Source organism: Conexibacter woesei Iso977N, from assembly GCF_000424625.1.
GTDB lineage: Bacteria > Actinomycetota > Thermoleophilia > Solirubrobacterales > Solirubrobacteraceae > Baekduia > Baekduia woesei_A.
On record NZ_AUKG01000002.1, the window covers coordinates 1,312,268 to 1,333,970 of the forward strand.

Below are 21,703 nucleotides of genomic sequence, written 5' to 3' on the forward strand. Positions count from 1 at the left end.
CCACACCGTGTTCCGCGAGCCCCTGACGATGACCGCACCGAGCTTCCGCTGCGAGCAGCTCCCGCCGCTGTGGTCGGCCGGACCCGCGCGCCTGCACGACGGGATCCTCGAGGTCCTCGCCGGCGACGGCCTGCGCGTCCCGGTCCGGGACGTCGTCGCGCTCACGCTGGAGCCCGCGCTCGGCGCCCGCCTGCTGCTCGCGCTCTCCTACCGCCGCGGGCTCGCCACGGAGCACCGCCGCTTCTGGGCCGCGCACGAGGACCACGACCCGCTCATGCGCCTCGCCCGCGAGGTCCACGCGCTGGCGGCAAACCGGCGCATGCGCCGCCGCTAGGGCGTCGGGTGCTTGCCGACCGCGGCGGCGGTGGGCCGGACCCGGCGCGCCGACCACAGCGCGGCGGCGGCCAGCGACAGCGCGCCCGCGAGCGCGAAGCCCTGCACGCCCGAGCCGGAGCCGGTCAGCGTCCCGCCCAGCGCCGCGCCCGCCGCGCTGCCGACCAGGAACGACGAGGTCAGCCACGCGAACGTCTCGGTGATCGCGCCGGTGCGGGCGCGGGTGCCGGTGAGGACGAAGATCGCCGCCAGCGTGGGGGCCAGGAACGCGCCGGAGATCGCCAGCGCCAGCGCCATCGTCCCGGTCGCGCGGGCCAGCAGCGCGGGGACGAACGCGATCCCGAAGCCGATCAGCAGCCACGTGAGGCGCCGCTCGGGCGGCGTCCTCCAGCGGCGCGCGGCGGCGGTCAGGCCGCCGGCCAGCGCGCCGACCGCCCACGCCGCAAGCAGCCAGCCCGCGAGGTCGCGGTCCCCGAGCGTGTGCTCGGCGAACGCGGTCGCGGTGACGTTGACGACGCCGGTCGTCGCGCCCGCCAGCAGGCCGATCGCCAGCAGCAGCGCGACCTCGGGCGCCCGGACCGCGGCGGTCCAGTGCGACGGCCCGCCGTCGCCGTGGGGCGCGGCGCGCCAGGTCCGGGCGGGGCGCGCGGTCGCGAACGCGATGGTGCCGAGCAGGCCGATCGCGGAGGCGAGGTCGAGCGCGAGCGCGGGCGTCCCGAGCGCGACGCCCAAGGCCACCAACAACGGGCCGACGACGAAGATGAGCTCCTGCGCGCCCGCGTCCAGCTCGTACGCGGCGGCGAGCGCGTGCTCGTCGTCGCCCGCGAGGTCCGGCCAGAGCGCGCGCAGCGCGGGCTCCAGCGGCGGCGTCAGCGCGCCCGCGGCGACGCAGACGACGCCCGCGGCGGCCAGGGAGGACGGCGCCAGCGCGACGATCGCCGCCAGCGCCACCGACCGCGTGACCGCCGCGCCGATCAGCACCGCGGGCTGGCCCGCGCGGTCGATCGCGCGCCCGAGCAGCGGCCCGCCGACCGCCGCGCCGACCGCGAACGCCCCGGCGATCGCGCCCGCCGTCGCGTAGGACCCGCCGTCGTGGCGGGCGAGCAGCAGCAGCGCCAGCGGGACCATCGCCTCCGGCAGCCGGGCGACGAGCGCGGTGAGCAGCATCCGCAGCGCATGGGGCCGCCCGATCAAGGCGCGGAGGTCGCTCATCGCCGCTGATCATACGTATGACTCGACCACCTGGCCATCCGGTCGAACCCCACCCGGACCGGTGGCCGAAGTTCGTGCAGTTTGCGCTCAACCGGGTGGACTTCCCCTGCCGGCGCGGCTAGGGTTCGTCCAGGTTGGCTTATCCCATGAGCGTCCACGGTCCCGCCCAACTCGAGCTCATCCGGCGTTACGCGCGCACCCTCCGCGCCATGCACGCCGACGCGATGGCGGTCCGCGTCGCCTCGCCCGCCGACCGCGCGGGACGCATCGTGCGCGAGCGCAGGCCGAGCGAGCCGTCGCGCCCGGCGGCGGCCGCCGCCAGGGCCGTGACGGACCGCACCCGATCCGCCTCGTAGCCCGGCTCGTCGGCCGCGGCGGCTAGGCTGCGTCGCGGCATGGGGACCATCCCGAGCAACATCTCCGACCACATCGGCAACACGCCGATGGTGCGTCTCAGCCGGCTGGAGCCGGAGGGCGTCGAGCTCTACGGCAAGTTGGAGGCCTACAACCCGGGCGGGTCGGTCAAGGACCGGATCGGCATCGCGATGATCGCCGCCGCCGAGGCCGAGGGCCGCATCGAGCCGGGCCGCACCACGATCGTCGAAGCGACGTCGGGCAACACCGGCATCGCGCTCGCGTTCGTCTGCGCAGCGAAGGGCTACGAGCTGGCGATCTTCCTGCCGCAGGGCATGTCCCGCGAGCGCGAGGCGTTGTTGAAGCTCTACGGCGCGCGGGTCGAGATCGTGGAGTCGATGGGCGGCATGGACGAGGCCGTCGGCGCCGCCCGCAGGGCCGCCGCCACCGGCGATGCGTGGCTGCCCGACCAGTTCTCCAACCCCGCCAACCCGGAGGCCCACCGCCTCGGGACCGGCCCGGAGATCCTGAAGGCCATGGACGACAGGGTCGACATCTTCGTCGCGGGCGTCGGGACCGGCGGCACGATCACCGGCGTCGGCGAGGCCATCAAGTCGGTCAACCCGGACGCGCAGGTGATCGCGGTCGAGCCCGCGGGCTCCGCGGTGCTCAGCGGCAAGAGGCCCGGCCCGCACCGGATCCAGGGCATCGGCGCCGGCTTCGTCCCGGCGGTCCTGGACCGCGACGTCATCGACGAGGTCATCCCGGTCTCCGACGACGACGCGATCGCCACCGCCCACCTCGCCGCCGCGCGCGAGGGCGTCCTGGCCGGCATCTCCTGCGGCGCCGCGCTCTGGGGCGCGATCACCGTCGGCAGGCGCCCCGAGAACGCCGGCAAGCGGATCGTCACGATCCTCCCGGACAGCGGCGAGCGCTACATCAGCGCCCCGTTCTTCGCGCCGAGCTAGGCGACCGGCGAGGCTTCGCAGGCGAGCGAGTCGGTCTCGCCCAGCGCCCAGGCCTCCATGGCGGGCCAGGGGCCGTAGCCGGCCTCGACGTTCAGATGCCCTGCGCCCGGCAGCAGGTCCACCGACAACTCCAGCGGCGCGCCCCAGTGCTCGGCCGCGCCGCGGCCGGGGCAGTACTCGTCGTCGTCGGAGCAGACCAACCTGGTGGACTTGCTCGCGGCGTCGATCGCGGCCTTGTCGGCACCCGTGGGGTAGAACTTCGCCAGCTCCGGCACGGCGGCGCCCGGGCAGGGCGGGGCGACCAGCACCACGCGGTCGACGCGCTGCGCCGGCCGCACCTCCGCGGCCTCCCTCAGCCACAGCACGCACCCGAGCGAGTGCGCGATCACGACGCGCTCGCCCTCGCCTCGGGACAACGCGCGCAGCTCGCGGTGCAGCGCGGCGCCCCAGCGGTCCGGGCACGGCACGTCGCAGTCGGGCAGCCTCGGGTACTGCACGTGGGCGCCCGCGTCCTCCAACCGTCCCGCCAGCCACGTCTGCCAGTGCTCGGGGCCGGACCCCTGCCAACCGTGCAAGATCAGGACGCGTAACGGAGCCATGCCGTCGAGTACGGTACATCGCAGATGCTCGGCTTCGGGATCCTCCGTCGCGTCACCCGTGAGCTGCGGCTCGACATCGCCGCCGCGCACGAGCGCGATCCCGCCGCCCGCGGGGTCAGCAGCGTCGAGATCCTGATCGCCTGGCCCGGCGTGCAGGCCGTCCTGGCCCACCGCGTCGCCCACGCGCTGCACGACTCCGACGTCCCGATCCTCCCGCGCGCGATCGCCTACATCGCGCGCATGTCGACCGGCATCGAGATCCACCCGGCCGCCAACGTCGGCGACGGGCTGTTCATCGACCACGGCATGGGCGTCGTGATCGGTGAGACCGCCGACGTCGGCAACGACGTCACGCTCTACCAGGGCGTCACGCTCGGCGGCACCGGCTTCGCGACCGGCAAGCGCCACCCGACGGTCGGCGACAACGTCACGGTCGGCTCCGGCGCCAAGCTGCTCGGCCCGATCGAGATCGGCCACGGCGCGAAGGTCGGCGCGAACTCGGTCGTGATCACCGACGTCCCGCCCAACGCGACCGTCGTCGGCAACCCCGGCCACGTCGTCCGCGTCGACGGCAGGCGCCCGGAGGGCCCGGACGCCGACTGGATCCACCTGCCGGACCCCGTCGCCGACGCCATCAGGGAGCTCTCCTCGCGCCTCGCCGGCCTGGAGAAGCGCGTCGCCGACCTCAACGGCGAGGAGCCGCCCGCGCAGGTCCAGGAGCTCCGGCCTGTGCGCGGCGTGAACCCCGCCGGCGGCTAGTAGTAGACCGTCCGGCAGCGGTGGCGCGGGCGGGCCTTCAGCTCGGGTGACTGGCCGCGCGTCCAGAGCCACATGTCGAGCACGCGAGCCGGGACGTCCAGGCGCGCGCTGAGCAGCTCGCAGGCGTGCAGCGCGCAGGCGCGGATCTCGCGCTCCTCGCGGCCGGCGGGCAGCAGCTCCTCGGCGTCGATCCGCGCGGCCAGCTCGGGCGAGTACACCAACAACCCGTCGCAGCGCAGCACGTGCGGGACCAGGTTGTCGGCGAAGATCGTCAGCTCGTCGAGGTCGCCGAACTCCGCGACGCCGGCCAAGGCAAGGTCATTGGGAACGATCTGCGCGCGCTTGAAGAACCCGCGGTCGTCGTAGAGCGCCATGCCGCCCGCCAGCGTCGCCGCCAGCCGGTCGGCCGACCCGCCCGCCGACGCGATCAGGTCCAGCGCCGAGCGGTCCCCGAGGAACCGCCCCAGCTCGCGCAGCGCCTGCGTGTACAGGCTCATCAGCTCGTGGTCGGCGCGCTGGCCCAGCACGCCCGCCAGCCGCGCCGTGGTCATCGCGCGGAGATCGGAGACGCCCCACGGCCCGTCGACTCGGAACGCGTCCGCCAGGTTCCAGGCGACCGTGAAGTACCCCGACACGCTGCGCCCCGTCGCCGGGTCGACGCGCTTGCTCAGCGTCGGGAACCAGCCCGACCCGAAGTTGATGGTGTCGAGCGCCAGCGTGTAGAGCGCGACGTCGGCGACATCGCCCTCCAGGTAGTGCCGGACCGGGTCCAGCCCCGGATCGCTGACCACCGCGGCGCCATCGGCGCTCGGGTCGTACGCACCCAGGCGCTCCACGTCGATCTGGACCGACTGCGCGGTCCGCGCGATCTGCGCGCAGGAACTCCGGACGTGCTCGGCGAGGCGACCCATGCGGCGCCGCAGGCTACCGCCACCGCCCGCCGGGCCTCAGCGGATGACCCGGCCGAAGTCGAGGTCGACGGTCAGCGCGCCCGTGTCGCTGCCGCTCGGCGCGCCCCTCGCCACGCCGACGCCGAGGTCGCGGAAGTTGGGGTCCAACAGGATCCTGCGGTGCGGTGGCGAGTTCAGCAGCCCGCGCAGGATCGCCCGCGGCGCGCCCGCCGACGCCTTGCCCCAGGCCAGCGCCTCGCCCAGCCACCACTCCCGGACGCCGCCGAGGTAGCCCGCCGACCTCACGCGCGACGACACCGTCGTCCCGGCCGGGGAGTCGTGTGCGAAGAAGTCGTGCGCGGCCATGTCGCCCGCATGCCGGCGCGCGGCCAGCCGCAGCCTGCCGTTGGCCCGGACCGGCTTCAGCCCGTGCTGCGCACGCACGCCGTTGATCAGGCACTGCAGCGCATGAGCCGCGGCGGCCGTCGACAGGTGCGACGGCGCGGCGCTCGCATGCGCGCAGCGCGGCGGCGAAGAGTTGGCGGCCGCCGCCGGGGATGAGAAGGCGGCGGCCGCCGCCACGCAGAATAGTGCCTGCACCGCCCCGAAACGCGTCCAGATGTGTCCACGGCCGCGCCTGTAGGCCGCGGCCGTGCCGTCGTGAGTCCCCCGCACGTGCACCGTTCTGTCGCAAGTCATCGCACAACTGCGAGGTGCGACGGGAACTGCACACATGTCGTGGGTCCAACCTGTGCACTTCCTCCCGTACGGCGGCCGCCGGAGCCGCGCCTATCCTGGAGCGGTGCCGTCCGAAGTCCCACCCACCGCCGCCTCCTCCGCAGCCGCCTCGCCCCGCGACCAGCGCGTCGCCGACCTGCTTGAGGGCCTGAACCCGCCGCAGCGCGACGCGGTCCTGCACGGCGACGGCCCGCTGCTGATCCTCGCGGGCGCCGGCTCGGGCAAGACGCGCGTGCTGACGCACCGGATCGCCTACCTGGTGCACACCCAGCGCGCCCGCGCGGGGGAGATCCTGGCGATCACGTTCACCAACAAGGCCGCCGCCGAGATGCGCGAGCGCGTCGGGCTGCTGCTCGGCCACTCGACGCGCGCGATGTGGGTGATGACGTTCCACTCCGCCTGCGCGCGGATGCTGCGCCAGCAGGCCGAGCGCCTCGGCTACACCTCGCGCTTCACGATCTACGACTCGTCGGACTCGCGGCGCCTGGTCAAGCGCTGCCTGGACCAGCTCGACGTCGACCCCAAGCGCTTCACCCCCAACTCGGTCGCCCACCAGATCAGCGACGCCAAGAACAAGCTGCGCTCCGCCGACGACTACTCCGAGATGGTCGGCAGCCACTTCGAGCGCACGATCGCCGACACCTACAAGTTGTATGAGTCGGAGCTGGTCCGGATGAACGCCATGGACTTCGACGACCTGCTGTTCCGCATGGTCAACGTCCTGGAGCTGTTCCCGGAGGTCAGGGAGCAGTACGCGCGCGCGTTCCGCCACGTCCTGGTCGACGAGTACCAGGACACCAACCACGCCCAGTACCGCCTGCTGCAGCTGATCGCCGGCGACCACCAGAACCTCGCGGTGGTCGGCGACGACGCGCAGTCGGTCTACTCGTTCCGCGGCGCGGACATCCGCAACATCCTGGACTTCCAGAAGGACTTCCCGGACGCGACGGTCGTCAAGTTGGAGCAGAACTACCGCTCCACGCAGACGATCCTCGACGCCTCCAACTCGGTCATCGCCCACAACCGCGACCAGATGGAGAAGGCGCTGTGGACCGACCAGGGCCCCGGCGACCCGGTGATGATCCGCGAGCTGGAGGACGAGCACGCCGAGGGCCGCTACGTGCTCGGCGAGGTCCAGCGGCTGCGCGACGAGGGCGTCTCGCTGGCCGAGATCGCCGTGCTCTACCGGACCAACGCGCAGTCGCGCGTCCTGCAGGACGCGCTGGTCCGGGCCGACGTCCCGTTCCAGATCATCGGCGGCACGAAGTTCTACGAGCGCTCGGAGATCAAGGACGCGCTGTCCTACCTGACGCTGCTGGCCAACCCGGCCGACGCGATCGCGTTCACGCGCATCGCCAACTCGCCCAAGCGCGGGATCGGCCAGACGTCGCTGTCGCGCGTGCTCGCGCACGCCGAGGCGATGGGGATCTCGACCTGGGACGCGGCGCTGGACCCGCAGGGCGTGCCCGGCCTGGGCACCGCGGCGGTGCGGTCGATCGGCCGGTTCATGGACATCATGTCGGGGCTGCGCGAGCGCGTCGCCGACAACGTCCCGATGGGCGACCTGCTGGAGGCCATCCTGCACGACGCCGGCTACCTGGAGGCGCTGCAGGCCGAGCGCACGATCGAGGCCCAGGGGCGGATCGAGAACCTCGAGCAGCTCGTCGAGGTCGCGCACGAGTTCGACGCCTCGCACCGCGCGCAGGAGGACCGGCTCGACCTGTTCCTGCAGGAGACCGCGCTGCGCTCCGACACCGACAGGCTCAGCGACGACACCGGCATGGTCACGTTGATGACCTTGCACAACGCCAAGGGCCTGGAGTACCCGATCGTGTTCATGATCGGGATGGAGGAGGGCGTGTTCCCGCACTCCCGCTCGCTGGACGAGGGGACCCTCGAGGAGGAGCGGCGGCTCTGCTACGTCGGCATGACGCGGGCGATGCGGATGCTCCAGCTCACGCACGCGCGCCAGCGCAACGTGTTCGGCTCGCGCGCCTACGGGCTGCCGTCGCGGTTCCTGGCGGAGATCCCGCCGGAGTACGTCGACCGCCAGGGCGCGCAGGGATCGTGGGGCGGTGGCGCCTCGGCCGACCGCGGGATCCGGCCGCGCGCAAGCGCCTCCTGGGCCTCGATGCGCGCCGACAACGCCGCCGCCGCGGACAAGGGCGGCGGCTTCCGCCTCGGCGATGACGTCCTGCACGCGGCGTTCGGCGAGGGCGTCGTGACCGGCACCGAGCCGGGCGGCGTCGTGGTCATCCGCTTTGCCCGCGACGGCGCCGAGCGCAAGCTGATGGCCGAGTACGCACCCCTTGAACGGCGCGGGTAACTTGATGGCCGTGAGCGCGGAGATCATCGACGGCAAGGCGATCGGGGCGAAGGTCCGTGAGGAGGTGGGCCGCGACGTCGCGGCGTTCACCGAGCGCACGGGGCACAAGCCGGGGTTGGCCACCATCTTGGTCGGCGACGACCCGGCGTCGGAGGTCTACGTCGCCAGCAAGCGCCGCACCGCGGGCGAGCTGGGGATCGAGTCCTTCCACCACGCCCTGCCCGCGGACGTGGCGTCGGAGGAGGTCGAGGCGCTGATCGAGCGGCTCAACACGGATGACAGCGTGAGCGGGATCCTCTGCCAGCTGCCGGTCCCCGACCACCTCGACGGCGTCCACCTGACCGGCCTGATCGACGCGCGCAAGGACGTCGACGGGCTCACGCCGCTGAGCGCCGGCTACCTGGCGCTGGGCCGCGAGGGACTGCGGCCGTGCACGCCCGCCGGCTGCATGGTGCTGCTGGCCGAGGCGGGCGTCGACCTGTCCGGCAAGCACGCGGTCGTGATCGGACGCTCGAACCTCTTCGGCAAGCCGATGGCCCAGCTGCTGCTGGCCGCCAACGCGACCGTGACGATCGCGCACTCCCGGACCGCCGACCTGCCGGCCGTGTGCCGCGAGGCCGACGTGCTGGTCGCCGCCGTCGGGCGCGATCGGATGGTCAAGGCCGACTGGGTCAGGCCGGGCGCGACGGTCATCGACGTCGGGATCAACCGCTCCGACGACGGCCTGCACGGCGACGTCGACTTCGACGCGGTCGCCGAGGTCGCGGGCGCGATCACGCCGGTCCCGGGCGGCGTCGGCCCGATGACGATCGCGATGTTGATGAGGAACACGCTGCAGGCCGCGGAGATGATCGCGCGCGAGGGCGCGGTCGCATGAGCCGCCTGCGCTCGGGCGAGCTGATCGCCGGCGTCGGCGGGGTGGGGCTGTTCGTCGTGATGTTCTTCGACTGGTTCGGCTTCGACCCCGGCCCCGCGCAGCGCACCGTCGATCGAACGCAGGACTTCGGCGGCGGCGGGATCCTCAGCCTGCTGAACACGTACAGCACGAGGGGCGTCGACCTCGACGGCTGGTCGACGCTCGGCTGGTTCATGGTGGTGTTGCTGTGCGTCCAGATGCTCGGCGCGGCGGCGTTGGTGTACATGACGATCAGGCGCGCCTCGCCGGCGTGGCCGATCGGCGCGGGCGTGCTGACCTGGCTGGTCGGCTCGACGATCTGGGTGGTCCTGCTGTTCCGCGTCTGCATCACGCAGCCGGGCGTCGACCGCTACATCGGCGTGCAGCTGGCCGCCTACCTCGGCCTCCTCTTCTCGGCGCTGATCCCGATCGGCGGGCTGGTCTCGATCCGCAACGAGCGCACGCGGACGCCGGAGTCGCTGGGCTACATGCCACCCCCGGCCCGCACCGCGCCGACGACGTCGTGACGCGCCTGCGCGCCGGCGAGCTGCTCGCCGGCGCCGGTGGGGCCGGGCTGTTCGTCCTGCTGTTCTTGAACTGGTTCGCCCTCCGCGGCCATGGCTCGGGCACGACGTTCTACGACGCGAGCTCCGGGAGCGGCATCGCCGACATGGTCCGCGAGTACTCCAACACCCATCACGCCCTCGACGCCTGGTCGACGCTGGGTTGGTTCATGCTGGTGTTGCTCTGCGTCCAGATGCTCGGGGCGGCGGCGTTGGTGTACATGACGGTCAGGCGCGCCTCGCCCGCGTGGCCGATCGGGGCGGGCGTGCTGACGTGGATCGTCGGCAGCGCGATCTGGCTCGTCCTGCTCGTCCGGGTCTGCGTCGCGCAGCCGGGCATCGACGCGCTGATCGCCGTCCAGTGGGCCGCCTACGCCGGCCTGGCATGCTCGGCGCTGATCCCTCTCGGCGGCCTGCTGTCGATCAGGGACGAGCGCAAGCGGACGCCGGAGTCCCTGGCGTACATGCCGCCGCCCGCGCGCACCGCGCCGCCAGGCCCGTAGTCCCTAGCCTGGGGCGCATGAAGCTCCTGATCACGGGTTCGGGCGGCAAGGTCGGCCGGGCGACGGTCGCCGCGGCGGTCGCGGCCGGCCACAAGGTGACGGCCGTCGACCTGCAGCGCGCGTCGTTCGACCGCCCCGAGCCGGGCGCGCCGCGCTACGTCCAGGCCGACCTCACCGACGCCGGCGACGCGTTCGCGGTCCTGGCCAGGACGAGGTTCGACGCGGTCATCCACGCCGCCGCGATCCCGGAGCCGACCGGCAACCCGCCGCACGTCGTGTTCCACAACAACTTGATGGGCACGTTCAACCTGCTGGAGGCCGCGGTGCGCTTCGGCGTCCCGCGCTTCGTGCACGTCTCCAGCGAGACGGTCCCGGGCTTCTTCTTCCCCGAGCGCCCGTACCTGCCCGACTACCTGCCGATCGACGAGGAGCACCCGGTCGCGCCGCAGGACCCCTACGCGCTGGCGAAGTCCTTCGGCGAGCAGCTCTGCGACGCGGCGGTCGCGCGCAGCGACATGAGGGTCATCAGCATCCGCCCGTCGTGGGTCCAGAACGACGACAACTACGAGTGGAACCTCGGGCCCCAGCTGGCCGACCCCGGCATCCTGCCCGCGGGCTTCTGGGCCTACATCGACGTGCAGGACCTCGCCGACGCGCTGCTGCTCGCCGCGGCCTCCGACCTGCCGGGCCACGAGGTCTTCTACATCGCCTCGCCCGACGTCGCCGCGACGCAGACGCTCCCGGAGCTGCTGGCTCGCCATGGCCTGACCGACAGGCTGCCGTTGCGCGACCTGGACCGCCCGGACGCGAGCAGCATCTCGATCGCCAAGGCGCGCCGCCTGCTCGGCTACGACCCCAGGCGCTCGTGGCGAGACCACCTCGACGAGCAGGGCCATAAGATCGGAGACCGATGATCGACCGTGAGCAGGTAGTCCACGTCGCCCGGTTGGCCCGGCTGGAGCTGAGCGACGACGAGGTCGGGACGATGGCGGCGGAGCTGTCCTCGGTCCTCGGCCACATCGAGAAGATCTCCGAGCTGTCGCTCGACGACGTCGCGCCGACGACCCACGTGGTTGAGGTCGGCAACGCGCTGCGCGAGGACGTGCCGGTCCCGTGCCTGCCACGCGAGGTCGCGCTGTCGCAGGCGCCGGCCGTCCAGGACGGCGGCTTCCTCGTGCCCAGCCCGCAGGCCGGCGGGCCGACGGCATGAGCGACGTCACCGCGCTCACCGCCAAGCAGGCCGCCGACGCGGTCGCCACGGGCGACCTCGACGCGACCGAGCTGTTCGAGGCCTACCGCGCCAAGGCCGCCGCCGACGCGCTCAACGCCTACACCTGGGTCGCCGAGACGGCGCCGGACGGCTTGAGCGACAACAAGGGCCTGCCGCTCGGCGGCGTCCCGCTCGCGGTCAAGGACCTGTTCTGCACCGAGGGCGTCCCGAGCCAGTCGGGCTCGAAGATCCTCGAGGGCTACCTGCCGCCCTACACGGCGACGGTCGTCGAGCGCCTCGCCGCCGCCGGCGCGCCGCTGCTGGCCAAGACCAACCAGGACGAGTTCGCGATGGGCTCGTCGAACGAGAACTCCGCCTACGGCCCGGCGCTGAACCCGTGGGACACGACGCGGATCCCGGGCGGGTCGAGCGGCGGCAGCGCCGCCGCCGTCGCCGCGGGCAGCGCGCCGTGGGCGCTGGGCACCGACACCGGCGGCTCGATCCGCCAGCCCGCCGCGATGACCGGCATCGTCGGGCTGAAGCCGACGTACGGCTCGGTCTCCCGCTACGGGATGATCGCCTTCGCCTCGTCGCTGGACCAGGCCGGCCCGCTGACGCGCGACGTCACCGACGCGGCGTTGTTGTACTCCAAGATGACCGGCCGGGACCCGCGCGACTCGACGTCGCTCGAACATCCCGAGCAGATCGCGCTGCCGACCGCGCAGCGTCTCGACGGGCTCACGTTCGGCGTCCCGTCCGACCTGCAGACCGAGGGCGTCGACCCCGGCGTCGTCGCGCGCTTCGAGGAGACGCAGAGGCTGATCGAGGAGCTGGGCGGCAGGATCGCGACGGTGGAGCTGCCGCACGCGAAGTACGGCGTCAGCGCCTACTACGTGCTCGCGCCCGCCGAGGCGTCCTCGAACCTCGCGCGCTTCGACGGCGTCCGCTACGGCCTGCGCGCCGAGGCCGAGACGCTGCTCGAGATGTACACCAAGACGCGCCACGACGGCTTCGGCCCCGAGGTCAAGCGCCGGATCATGCTCGGCACGTACGCGTTGAGCTCCGGCTACTACGACGCCTACTACGGCAAGGCCCAGCGCGTCCGGACGATGATCGCGCAGGACTACAACAACGCGTTCGCCGGCGTCGACTTCGTGATCACCCCGACCGCGCCGAACGTCGCGTGGAAGCTGGGGGAGAAGAGCGACGACCCGTTGGCCATGTACTTGGAGGACCTGTTCACGATCCCGATCAGCCTTGCGGGGCTGCCGGCGATCTCGATCCCGAACGGGTTGAGCGACAACCTGCCGACCGGCTTCCAGATCGCCGGCCCGGCGTTCAGCGAGAACAAGGTCCTGGACGCCGCCTTCGCCCTGGAGCAGGCGATCGGCTTCGACGCGAGCAACGGGAGGACGGCATGAGCGCGGTCGAGTACGAGACCGTCATCGGGCTGGAGATCCACGTCCAGCTGGCGACCGTCACGAAGATGTTCTGCGGCTGCACGCTGAGCTTCGGCGACCCGCCGAACACGCACACCTGCCCGGTCTGCCTCGGCCTGCCCGGCGCGCTGCCGGTCACCAACGCCGAAGCCATCCACTACGGGTTGATGATGGGGATGGCGCTGGGCTCCGAGCTGGCGCCGCGGTCGATCTTCCACCGCAAGAACTACTTCTACCCGGACTCTCCGAAGGCGTACCAGATCAGCCAGTACGACGAGCCCCTCTGCCTCGGCGGACGGCTCGGCGACGTGCGCATCCACCGCGTCCACCTGGAGGAGGACGCGGCCAAGTTGGTGCACATCGGCGCGTCCGGCCGGCTGCACGCCTCCGACGCCTCGGTCGTCGACTTCAACCGCTGCGGCACGCCGCTGGCCGAGATCGTCACCGAGCCCGACCTCCGCGACGCGACCGCGGCCGCCGAGTGGCTGCGGATGCTCCGCGCGACGCTGCGCAGCCTCGGCGTCAGCGACGTCAACATGGAGGAGGGCTCGCTGCGCTGCGACGCCAACATCTCGATCCGGCCGGTCGGCAACAGCGAGCTGGGGACCAAGACCGAGCTCAAGAACATGAACTCGTTCCGGTTCATCGAGCGCGGCATCCGCGCCGAGGTCGCGCGCCAGACCGCGATCGTCCGCGAGGGCGGCAGGGTCGAGCAGGAGACGCTGCACTTCGACCCGCGGACCGAGGCGATCACGTCGCTGCGCTCCAAGGAGGAGGCGCACGACTACCGCTACTTCCCGGAGCCGGACCTGACGCCGGTGGCGATCACGCAGGCGATGCTCGACCGCGCGGCCGCCGCGCTGCCCGAGCTGCCGCTGGCGCGCGCCGAGCGCTTCGAGCGCGACCTCGGGCTGAGCCCGGACGCCGCGCACCTGCTGGCGTTCCGGACCGAGCTGGGCGACTACTTCGAGGCGGCGGTCGCCGCCGACGGCGCGCAGCCGCAGCCGCTGGCCAACTGGGTGTCCAACGAGCTGGTCCCGCGGATCGGCGCCGACGCGGACCCGGCCGAGTCGAAGGTCGAGCCGGCGGCGCTGGCCAAGTTGGTGTCGATGATCGACGCCAACGCGGTGACCGGCGCCGGTGCCCGCCAGGTGCTCGACAAGCTCGTCGCCGAGGGCGGCGACCCAGCCGCGATCGTGGAGGCCGAGGGCCTCGGCGCGGTCGGCGGCGCCGACTCGCTCGGCCCGGTCGTCGAGGCCGCGCTGGCCGCCAACCCCGACGTCGCGGAGAAGCTGCGGGGCGGCGACATGAAGCCGATCGGCGTGATCGTCGGCTACGTGATGAAGGAGACCAGGGGCCGCGCGGACGGCAAGGAGATCACGAAGCTCGTGCGCCAGCAGCTCGGGCTCTAGGCGCCAGCAGCTCCAGCGCCGCCGGGAGGTCGACCGGCGGCGAGAAGTGGAAGCCCTGGCCGTGCGGGCAGCCGAGCGCCCGCATGGCCGCCCACTGCGCGTCGTCCTCGATGCCCTCGGCGACGACGTCCAGGCCAAGCGCCTGGGCCATCTCGACGACGGCGCGGGCCAGCGCGGCGGCCGACTCGTCGGCGCCCGCGGGCGCGACCAGCGAGCGGTCGAGCTTGAGCACGTCGACCGGGTGGCGCTGCAGCGCGCCGAGCGAGGACCAGCCGGTCCCGAAGTCGTCGATCGCGATCGCGACGCCGAGGCGGCGGATGCCGTCGAGCACCTCGACCGCGCCCGGGCCCTCGACCAGCAGCGTCTCGGTGACCTCGAGCGTCAGCGCGCGCGGGTCGACGCCCGCGTGCTCCAGCGCCGCACGGACCTCGTCGGCCAGCCCCGGCGCGATCTGGCGCCCGCTGAGGTTGACGCTCATGCGCAGCGGCCGCTGCGCCGCGGCCTGCAGCTCGCCCAGCCAGCGCAGCGCCTCGGCCAGGACCCAGCGGCCGATCGGGACGATCAGCCCGGTCTCCTCGGCGACGCCGATGAACTCGGCGGGCGCGACGGTCCCGCGCTCCGGATGCTCCCAGCGCACGAGCGCCTCGAAGCCCGCGACGTGGTCGCGATGCAGGTCGACGACCGGCTGCACGCGCAGCGACAGCTCGTGGCGCTCCAGTGCGCGGCGCAGCTCGGACTCGACGGTCAGGCGGTGCACGACGCGGGCGCGCAGGCCGGCGTCGAAGACCTCGTAGCGGGCGCCGCCGTGCTCCTTGGCGCGGTACATCGCGACGTCGGCGTCGCGCAGCAGCGACTCGGCGGTGACGTCGCCGCCGTCGGCGAACACGAGCCCGGCCGAGGCGGAGATGTGCAGCTCGCGCCCGTCGACCACGTAGGGCGCGGCGACCGCGTCGAGCAGGCGGCGCGAGAGCGCGGCGACCTCGTGCGGCGCGCCGCCCGCGCCCGCGCAGACGACGACGAACTCGTCGCCGCCGAGGCGCGCGGCGAGGTCACCGCGGCGGATCGTCGAGCGCAGGCGATCCGCGACCGCGCACAAAAGCTCATCGCCCGCGCCGTGGCCGAGCGTGTCGTTGACGTTCTTGAAGCGGTCGAGGTCGAGCAGCAGCAGCGAGATGTGGTCCTCGGAGCGCTCCGCGCTCCCGATCGCCTGCTCGACGTGGGCGGCGAGGTAGGAGCGGTTGGCGAGGCCGGTGAGCGGGTCCTCGAGCGCCTGCGTGCGCAGCTCCTCCTCGATCGCGGCGCGGTCCAGGGCGGTGCCGAGGACGTTGGCCGCCGCCTCCATGAACGCCTCGTGGGCCTCGATGAACGCCGGTTGCTCGGGCGTGCGCGTGGCGACCAGCAGCGCCGGGAGGCCGTGGTGGGGGCGCAGCGGCGCGCTGATCGCGCGGCCCGGGCCGCCCGCGTCGTCGAGCGGCAGCGAGGCCGGGCGCAGCTGGACGTCGGCGGCCGGGACGCCGCCGCGCAGCAGCGCGCAGACCGCGTCGATGAGGTCGCCGGTCTCGCGCTGCTCCAGCGCCACGCGCGTCAGCTCGGCCAGCGCGGCCGAGTGGCGCGCGGTCCGGCGCGGCACCGTGATGTCCTTGATCTGGCTGAAGATGATCGGCGTGCCGTCGTCGTCGTCGACCAGCACGGAGGACATCTCGAGGTCGGCGACGATGCCGTCCTTGCGCACGATCCGGCGCACGTAGGGCGGCGGGACGTCGCCGGCGCGCAGGCGCTCCAGGTTCGCGCGCGACGTGTTGGCCTCGTCGGGGTGGACGATCTCGGAGATCGGGTGGTCGACGTAGTCCTCGGCGCTGCCGCCGAGGATCCCGACGAGCGTCGCGTTCATCCGCCGCCAGCGCAGGTCCGGGACCGACACGAAGGCCATGCCGATGCCCGCCTCCTCGAAGCCGGACGCGAACCGCCGCGCCTCGTGGAGCTTGCCCAGCTCGCCGAAGGTGAGCAGGCCGCGGATCGTCGCGACGGCCATCCCGGTCAGACCGAGCACGACGACGATGGTGTCGCCGGGGCCGGTCAGCGCGAGCGCCAGGACGGTCGCCACCAGGCAGCCGAGCGGCAGCGCGAGGACCGCGACGGTGTCGACGCGCATCCTCTGCGCGCGCGGCGGGCGCTGCCAGGCGGCGGCGCCGATGGCGAGCATCGCCAGCGGGAACGTCGCGGTCAGCCACGACAGCTCCTCGTAGCTCCCGCGCGCGATCTCGACGTCCTGGACGATGTCGCCGAAGGCCATGATCGCCATGCCCAGCGCCAGCGTCCGCCAGGCCGGGCCGCGCCAGCCGGTCATCGCGCACGCCCACAGCGTGATGCTGAGCAGGACGAGGTCGGCGACCGGGAGCGCGAGGCCGGCGATCGTCTCGCCGGTCGCGATGTGGTGCAGGCCGTCGCCGACGAGCGCGGCGGCGACGGTCGCCAGCGCGATGCCGCCGAGCACGCCGTCGAGGAAGAACGGCAGCGAGAACGGCCGCAGGCGCGCGCGCAGCAGCGCGACGAGCGCGGGGTAGAAGGCGATGAAGAACCCGAACCAGCCGGCGAAGGCCAGCGCCGGCGGGTCGGTCGACGGGCGCGACGAGATGACGTTGGCGATCGAGCCGAGCGCGTAGCAGGCGATCCCGACGCCGATCAGCGCCCACGCGAGGCGGTCCTTGGGCACGCGGCGCGCGCGGACCAGGCACATCGCCGCGGCCACGAAGTAGAGCGCGATTGCACCCTGCCAGCGCACGGCGAGATGGCCGTCGTGCCCGAGGCTGGGCAGCAGGCGGCCGGCGACGTACAGCAGGGCCAGCGCCGCCGCGATGATCGGGACGACGGGCCTGCGCTGTGGGGGCGTGGGCGGCACGAGCAGGGAGGGACCGGTTTCTCCCGTGGTGATCGGCACCTGGCGCGCCGGACCTGAGGCGCGGGGCTACCATCGGGCGCCCAGCCACTACTTCACCTCGGGAGGGGAGACGGGATGGCACGTCTCGTGCGCATGGACCGGACCGGCCACACGACTGTGGCGGAGTGGGACGTCGAGGACGCCGTCGCGGTCGACGCCGCCGTCCGCGCGTTCCGCGAGGAGCTGGACCGCGGCTACTTCGCGATGGTCTCGACGGGCCCCGGCCACGCCGAGCAGGTCAAGGAGCTGCCGCTCGACGCGGACCTCGTCGTCCTGCGGCTGCCGATCAGCGGGGGCTGAACGCGTGAGCGCGGTCGCCTCGCCGCTCCCCGAGACCGGGGCCGTTCCGTGGCGGCCGGCGATGGACGCCGCGCGGCTGCGGCGGCGCGGGCGGCTCTGGACGCTGACGACGTTCGCGCACGTCGTGCCGTTCCTGGCGGCGGGCGTGGTCCTGCTGGCGGTCCAGCCGCTGGCGGCGCCGGTCGCGCTGGCGAGCTTCGCGCACGCCTGGGTGATCCCGATGCTCTACGCGGCGCGCGGCGCGAACGTCCTGCGCCCGAAGGCCCGCAGCGCCGACGCGCGCGCCGAGGCGACCGCGCTCGGGTTGTTGGGGGACTTGCTCGACCACACCGCTCGGGACCTCCGCGCGCAGACGGGCCTGGTCGTCGAGCGCGGGGCGCTCGGCGTCTGGCTGGTCGGCGAGGGCGGCGCGGCGCTGGTCTCACACCGCGGCCGCCGCATCACGTGCTTCTGCGTGAGGGTCGACGACCCCGGCCTGCCGAGCGCCGACCGGACCGCGCACCTGCTGCTCGCGCTGCGCGCCGACGAGGTCGGCTTCGCGACCGTCGCCAACATGGCGTTCTCGGGCGCGCGCTGGCGCGTCGCCCGGCGGCTCGGCCGCGAGGCGCGGCCGGCGCTGCGCGCCGCGGCCGCGCTCGACAGCATGTAAGGGTCGCCCCGCGCATCTTCCGACCGGCGGGCGATGGTCCGGAGCGCGGCCAGACGGCAGCATGATGTCCATGACCAGCGCCACCGCATCTCAGCTCTCGAGGATCCTCCTCGTCGGCGAGCGCGGCCGGCTGGGGTCGGGCCAGGACGCGCCGGCCATCCGCCGCTACCGCCTCGCCCGACTGCACGTGAACCACGACCGGCCGTCGGGGTCCGAGTCGGGGCGTCACGCGCACCTCCTCCGCAGTTACGACTGACGGCGGCAGCAACAACCGAGGAGAGACACCGCATTCCGGCGGCCGCGGACCTCTGAGGGGGCGTCCGCGGTCGCCGCTTTGCGCGCGCTTCACGTACAGGGACTAGCCTGTAGCCCATGGACGAGACGGCCTCCAAGAAGCCCTCGCTGCTCAGGCGCCTGCTGGCGCTCGTGGTCCTGGCGGTCGCCGCCTGGATCCTCCTGAGGTTCGTGATCGGCATCGTCGCCGGTCTCGCGACGGTGATCGTGATCGTATTGGCGATCGTCGCCGTCATCTGGGCGCTGAGCGTCCTCTAGAGGAGCGACGGCGATGGTCTACATCGTCATCGCGCTGTCGTTCGCCTTCGCGGGCGGCATCGTCGGCCGGATCAAGGGCTCCTCGTTCTTCATCTGGTTCCTGATCTCCGGCGCGGTGCCGGTGATCGGCCTCGCGGCCGCCGTGCTGTACCGGTACGACACCGACGAGGCACGCCGCAGATGCCCGCAGTGCGGGCACATCTGCATGATCCACGACGCGCTGTGCACGCGCTGCGGGTCCGAGCTCGACTTCCCCGAGGAGTCCGAGATCCTCCCGCCGGTCGCGCCCGCGTAGGATGGACGATCCAATTCCGATTCCCCTGACCTTGTTCGAAAGGAGGTCAAGCGCATGCGAGCGGTCGATGCCGTGATGGAGTGCCTTAAGGCAGAAGGTGTGGACGTCGTATTCGGGTATCCCGGTGGCGCGAACCTCCCGACGTACGACGCGTTCGTCGACGCGGGGATCCGCCACGTCCTGGTGCGCCACGAGGCGGGCGGTGGCCACGCGGCCGCCGGCTACGCCAAGGCGACGGGCAGGGTGGGCGTCGCGCTGGGCACGTCCGGCCCGGGCGCGACCAACCTGGTCACGCCGATCATGGACGCGATGATGGACAGCGTCCCGGTGGTGTTCATCACCGGGCAGGTCCGGACCGAGCTGCTCGGGACCGACGGCTTCCAGGAGGCCGACATCCTCGGCATCACGATGCCGGCGGTCAAGCACTCGTGGATGATCCAGCACCCGCTGGAGATCCCGCGCGTCCTGCACGAGGCGTTCCACGTCGCGCGCACGGGGCGTCCGGGGCCGGTCGTCGTCGACATCCCGACCGACCTGTCGAAGGCCGACATCCCGTACGAGCCGGTCAGTGACGTTCACCTTCCGGGCTACCAGGTCACGGTCGAGGGCAACGTCAAGCAGATCCGCCAGGCGGCGAAGGCGCTGGCGTCGTCGCGGCGCCCGGTGATCTACGCGGGCGGCGGGGTGATCCTGTCGGAGGCGTCGGCCGAGCTGACCGAGTTCGCGTTGTCCGACCGGTTCCCGGTCACGAACACGCTGAACGGGCTGGGCGGGTTCCCGGGCACGCACGAGCAGTTCCTCGGGATGCTCGGCATGCACGGCACGCGGGCCGCGAACTACGCGATGGACGAGGCCGACCTGATCTGCGCGATCGGCGCGCGGTTCGACGACCGGATCACCGGCAAGCTGTCGGAGTTCGCGCCGCGGGCGAAGTTCATCCACATCGACATCGACCCGGCCGAGATCTCCAAGAACGTGCCCGCGCACATCCCGATCGTGGGCGACGCGAAGCACATCCTGGTCAAGCTGGTCAACGAGTACCGCGCGCTGGGCGCCGATCCGGCGCGGCTCGAGGAGTGGTGGCAGCGGATCCAGGGGTGGAAGGAACGCCACCCGCTGCACTACACGGATTCGAGCGACACGGAGATCAAGCCGCAGCGCGCGATCCAGGCGATCTACGAGGCGACGGGCGGCGACGCGATCGTCACGTCCGACGTCGGCCAGCACCAGATGTGGGCGGCGCAGTACTACAACTTCGACAAGCCGCGCCGCTGGATCAACAGCGGTGGGTTGGGGACGATGGGCTTCGGCCTGCCGGCCGCGATGGGCGCCGCTGTCGGGATGCCGGACGAGGTGACGGTCTGCGTCACCGGCGACGGCAGCGTCCAGATGAACTCGCAGGAGCTCGCGACGTGCGTCGCGAACCGGATCCCGGTCAAGGTGTTCATCTTGAACAACGGGTACCTCGGGATGGTCCGCCAGTGGCAGGAGCTGTTCTGGGACAACCGCTACTCGCACGTCGACATGGGGCAGTCGCCGGACTTCGTCAAGCTCGCCGAGGCGTACGGCGCCACCGGGCTGCGACTGACGAACAAGGAGACGCTCGTCGACGACCTGCGCGGTGCGATCGCCACCGAGGGCCCGGTCGTCGTCGACATCCGCGTGACGCGCGAGGAGAACGTGTACCCGATGATCGCGCCGGGGGCTGCGGCGCGCGAGATGGTGGGCTAGAGCGATGGGCGATCCCGGAACCAAGGAACTGCTGTCGCTCGAGGAGCTGGAGGCGAGCGGTCAGCTGCGGACGGGCCGCAAGCACGTCCTGACGATCCTGGTGGAGAACAAGCCCGGCGTGCTGACCCGCATCGCCGGGTTGTTCGCACGCCGCGGGTTCAACATCGACACGTTGACGGTGGGTCCCACCGACGACGAGCACATCTCCCGCGTCACGTTGACGGTCGACGGTGCCCTGCACCCGATCGACCAGGTGACCAAGCAGTTGCACAAGCTGATCAACGTCCTGAAGATCCGCGACCTCGAGCCCGACGAGACCGTCACGCGCGAGCTGGCGCTCTTCAAGGTCGCGGTCGACGGGACCCAGCGGGCCGAGGTGCTGCAGCTGACGGACATCTTCCGCGGCCGCATCGTCGACGTGACCCGCCGCAGCATCATCGTCGAGATCACCGGCACGACCGACAAGATCGAGTCCTTCGAAGCCCTCCTGCGCCCCTTCGGCATGGTCGAGATGATGCGCACCGGCGAGATCGCGATCTCCCGCGGCCGCGGCGAGACCTGATCCACCGCGACACCGCTGAAGTCTTTGGGGCCGCCTTCTGGCGGCCCCACTTCGTTCCGCCGCTAGCGGGGTGGGAGGGCGACGATCGCGTGGGTTGTCTCGCCTGTTGCGATGAGGCGGTTGGAGGTGTCGTGGATCTCGACGTGGACGTGGCCGATGGTGGTGCCGGTCTTGAGGACGGTGGCGGTTGCGGTGAGCTCGGTGGCGGGGTGGGCCATGGAGAGGAAGCGGTAGGACACGGCGAGGTGGGGTGGGGTTGACCCTGCGGGCAGGGTCGTGTGGAGGGCCCAGCCGGTGGCGGAGTCCATCAACGTGGACAACAACCCGCCGTGGACGATGCCACCGAGGTTCAGGTGCTCGGGACCCGGGGTGATGGTCATCACGACGGTGCCGGGCGAGGACTCGACGACGCGGATGCCGAGGTGGTCCATGAAGGGGTCGAAGGGCTCGTTGAAGCTCACGGTCCGCAGCCTAG

At 72.6% G+C, this 21,703-nt stretch carries 25 protein-coding genes; 19 read left to right on the forward strand and 6 right to left on the reverse strand.

Translation table 11 applies throughout. The features are described 5' to 3' along the window. Window positions 1–7: 7 nt before the first annotated feature. The gene (locus H030_RS0118635; protein WP_027007221.1) at window positions 8–334 is read left to right on the forward strand and encodes a hypothetical protein; all 327 of its coding nucleotides are present in this window, start codon (window positions 8–10) and stop codon (window positions 332–334) included. Here the strand turns inward: H030_RS0118635 and H030_RS33385 are convergent. Beyond that, a complete protein-coding gene (locus tag H030_RS33385; protein WP_051223093.1) occupies window positions 331–1,545 on the reverse strand; it encodes an MFS transporter in 1,215 nt (404 codons plus the stop codon). The two genes, H030_RS0118635 and H030_RS33385, sit on opposite strands and share 4 nt — an antisense overlap. A gap of 146 nt (window positions 1,546–1,691) precedes the next feature. Between H030_RS33385 and H030_RS39225 the strand changes: the two genes are divergently transcribed. Both H030_RS39225 and cysK read left to right on the forward strand, forming a co-directional pair. Further along, window positions 1,692–1,901: a hypothetical protein gene (locus tag H030_RS39225; RefSeq protein ID WP_155892141.1), complete on the forward strand. Its 210-nt coding sequence runs from the start codon at window positions 1,692–1,694 to the stop codon at window positions 1,899–1,901. A gap of 39 nt (window positions 1,902–1,940) precedes the next feature. Then, on the forward strand, window positions 1,941–2,867 hold the full coding sequence (gene cysK / locus H030_RS0118650; RefSeq protein ID WP_027007223.1) for a cysteine synthase A: 927 nt from the start codon (window positions 1,941–1,943) through the stop codon (window positions 2,865–2,867). On the opposite strand, the gene H030_RS0118655 is transcribed toward cysK, so the two are convergent. Then, window positions 2,864–3,466: an RBBP9/YdeN family alpha/beta hydrolase gene (locus H030_RS0118655; RefSeq protein WP_027007224.1), complete on the reverse strand. Its 603-nt coding sequence runs from the start codon at window positions 3,464–3,466 to the stop codon at window positions 2,864–2,866. The genes cysK and H030_RS0118655 overlap by 4 nt on opposite strands. A gap of 24 nt (window positions 3,467–3,490) precedes the next feature. Here H030_RS0118655 and cysE point away from each other — a divergent pair, with 24 nt between their 5' ends. Further along, window positions 3,491–4,225, forward strand: coding sequence for a serine O-acetyltransferase (gene cysE, locus H030_RS0118660; protein ID WP_027007225.1), 735 nt, complete (start codon window positions 3,491–3,493; stop codon window positions 4,223–4,225). Here cysE and H030_RS0118665 read toward each other — a convergent pair. Together H030_RS0118665 and H030_RS37480 are read right to left on the reverse strand one after the other, a co-directional pair. Next, entirely contained in the window at window positions 4,222–5,136 is a 915-nt protein-coding gene (locus H030_RS0118665; RefSeq protein ID WP_035127953.1) for a queuosine salvage family protein, read from the reverse strand. The two genes, cysE and H030_RS0118665, sit on opposite strands and share 4 nt — an antisense overlap. Window positions 5,137–5,172: 36 nt before the next feature. Next, the gene (locus tag H030_RS37480) at window positions 5,173–5,715 is read right to left on the reverse strand and encodes a CAP domain-containing protein (RefSeq protein WP_196809185.1); all 543 of its coding nucleotides are present in this window, start codon (window positions 5,713–5,715) and stop codon (window positions 5,173–5,175) included. 202 nt (window positions 5,716–5,917) lie between these two features. Between H030_RS37480 and H030_RS0118675 the strand changes: the two genes are divergently transcribed. The 8 genes from H030_RS0118675 to gatB are packed head-to-tail and all read left to right on the forward strand — an operon-like array spanning window position 5,918 to window position 14,201. Continuing rightward, on the forward strand, window positions 5,918–8,179 hold the full coding sequence (locus tag H030_RS0118675) for an ATP-dependent helicase (protein WP_155892143.1): 2,262 nt from the start codon (window positions 5,918–5,920) through the stop codon (window positions 8,177–8,179). Window positions 8,180–8,189: 10 nt separating this feature from the next. Then, window positions 8,190–9,056 (forward strand): bifunctional methylenetetrahydrofolate dehydrogenase/methenyltetrahydrofolate cyclohydrolase FolD, encoded by an 867-nt coding sequence (gene folD / locus H030_RS0118680; RefSeq protein ID WP_027007229.1) that lies wholly within the window; start codon window positions 8,190–8,192, stop codon window positions 9,054–9,056. Beyond that, the gene (locus H030_RS0118685) at window positions 9,053–9,601 is read left to right on the forward strand and encodes a hypothetical protein (RefSeq protein WP_027007230.1); all 549 of its coding nucleotides are present in this window, start codon (window positions 9,053–9,055) and stop codon (window positions 9,599–9,601) included. Before folD ends, H030_RS0118685 begins: the two co-directional genes overlap by 4 nt. Then, window positions 9,598–10,140, forward strand: coding sequence for a hypothetical protein (locus tag H030_RS0118690; protein WP_027007231.1), 543 nt, complete (start codon window positions 9,598–9,600; stop codon window positions 10,138–10,140). Before H030_RS0118685 ends, H030_RS0118690 begins: the two co-directional genes overlap by 4 nt. A gap of 17 nt (window positions 10,141–10,157) precedes the next feature. Then, on the forward strand, window positions 10,158–11,054 hold the full coding sequence (locus H030_RS0118695; RefSeq protein ID WP_027007232.1) for an NAD-dependent epimerase/dehydratase family protein: 897 nt from the start codon (window positions 10,158–10,160) through the stop codon (window positions 11,052–11,054). Continuing rightward, window positions 11,051–11,350 carry an Asp-tRNA(Asn)/Glu-tRNA(Gln) amidotransferase subunit GatC gene (gene gatC, locus H030_RS0118700; protein ID WP_027007233.1) on the forward strand — a complete coding sequence of 100 codons (300 nt, stop codon included), beginning with the start codon at window positions 11,051–11,053 and terminating at the stop codon, window positions 11,348–11,350. The genes H030_RS0118695 and gatC overlap by 4 nt, the downstream gene beginning before the upstream one ends. Next, on the forward strand, window positions 11,347–12,771 hold the full coding sequence (gene gatA, locus H030_RS0118705) for an Asp-tRNA(Asn)/Glu-tRNA(Gln) amidotransferase subunit GatA (protein ID WP_027007234.1): 1,425 nt from the start codon (window positions 11,347–11,349) through the stop codon (window positions 12,769–12,771). The genes gatC and gatA overlap by 4 nt, the downstream gene beginning before the upstream one ends. Then, entirely contained in the window at window positions 12,768–14,201 is a 1,434-nt protein-coding gene (gene gatB, locus H030_RS0118710) for an Asp-tRNA(Asn)/Glu-tRNA(Gln) amidotransferase subunit GatB (protein ID WP_027007235.1), read from the forward strand. The genes gatA and gatB overlap by 4 nt, the downstream gene beginning before the upstream one ends. Here gatB and H030_RS37485 read toward each other — a convergent pair. Continuing rightward, window positions 14,167–17,100, reverse strand: a complete 2,934-nt coding sequence (locus H030_RS37485; protein ID WP_051223094.1) for an EAL domain-containing protein — start codon at window positions 17,098–17,100, stop codon at window positions 14,167–14,169. The genes gatB and H030_RS37485 overlap by 35 nt on opposite strands. 114 nt (window positions 17,101–17,214) lie before the next feature. Between H030_RS37485 and H030_RS0118720 the strand changes: the two genes are divergently transcribed. The 7 genes from H030_RS0118720 (at window position 17,215) to ilvN (ending at window position 21,228) form a co-directional block, all read left to right on the forward strand. Continuing rightward, window positions 17,215–17,439 (forward strand): hypothetical protein, encoded by a 225-nt coding sequence (locus H030_RS0118720; protein ID WP_155892144.1) that lies wholly within the window; start codon window positions 17,215–17,217, stop codon window positions 17,437–17,439. A gap of 4 nt (window positions 17,440–17,443) precedes the next feature. Then, window positions 17,444–18,088 (forward strand): hypothetical protein, encoded by a 645-nt coding sequence (locus H030_RS0118725; protein WP_027007237.1) that lies wholly within the window; start codon window positions 17,444–17,446, stop codon window positions 18,086–18,088. 70 nt (window positions 18,089–18,158) lie between these two features. Beyond that, window positions 18,159–18,344 (forward strand): hypothetical protein, encoded by a 186-nt coding sequence (locus H030_RS0118730; RefSeq protein ID WP_155892145.1) that lies wholly within the window; start codon window positions 18,159–18,161, stop codon window positions 18,342–18,344. A gap of 116 nt (window positions 18,345–18,460) precedes the next feature. Beyond that, window positions 18,461–18,640 (forward strand): hypothetical protein, encoded by a 180-nt coding sequence (locus H030_RS0118735; protein ID WP_027007239.1) that lies wholly within the window; start codon window positions 18,461–18,463, stop codon window positions 18,638–18,640. Between the two features lie 13 nt (window positions 18,641–18,653). After that, window positions 18,654–18,935 (forward strand): hypothetical protein, encoded by a 282-nt coding sequence (locus tag H030_RS33400; protein ID WP_051223096.1) that lies wholly within the window; start codon window positions 18,654–18,656, stop codon window positions 18,933–18,935. Between the two features lie 54 nt (window positions 18,936–18,989). Beyond that, window positions 18,990–20,666 carry a biosynthetic-type acetolactate synthase large subunit gene (gene ilvB, locus H030_RS0118745; protein WP_027007240.1) on the forward strand — a complete coding sequence of 559 codons (1,677 nt, stop codon included), beginning with the start codon at window positions 18,990–18,992 and terminating at the stop codon, window positions 20,664–20,666. A gap of 4 nt (window positions 20,667–20,670) precedes the next feature. Beyond that, window positions 20,671–21,228, forward strand: coding sequence for an acetolactate synthase small subunit (gene ilvN, locus H030_RS0118750; RefSeq protein WP_027007241.1), 558 nt, complete (start codon window positions 20,671–20,673; stop codon window positions 21,226–21,228). Between the two features lie 62 nt (window positions 21,229–21,290). Here ilvN and H030_RS33405 read toward each other — a convergent pair whose 3' ends face one another. Further along, a complete protein-coding gene (locus H030_RS33405; RefSeq protein WP_155892146.1) occupies window positions 21,291–21,689 on the reverse strand; it encodes a PaaI family thioesterase in 399 nt (132 codons plus the stop codon). Between the last annotated feature and the right edge of the window lie 14 nt (window positions 21,690–21,703).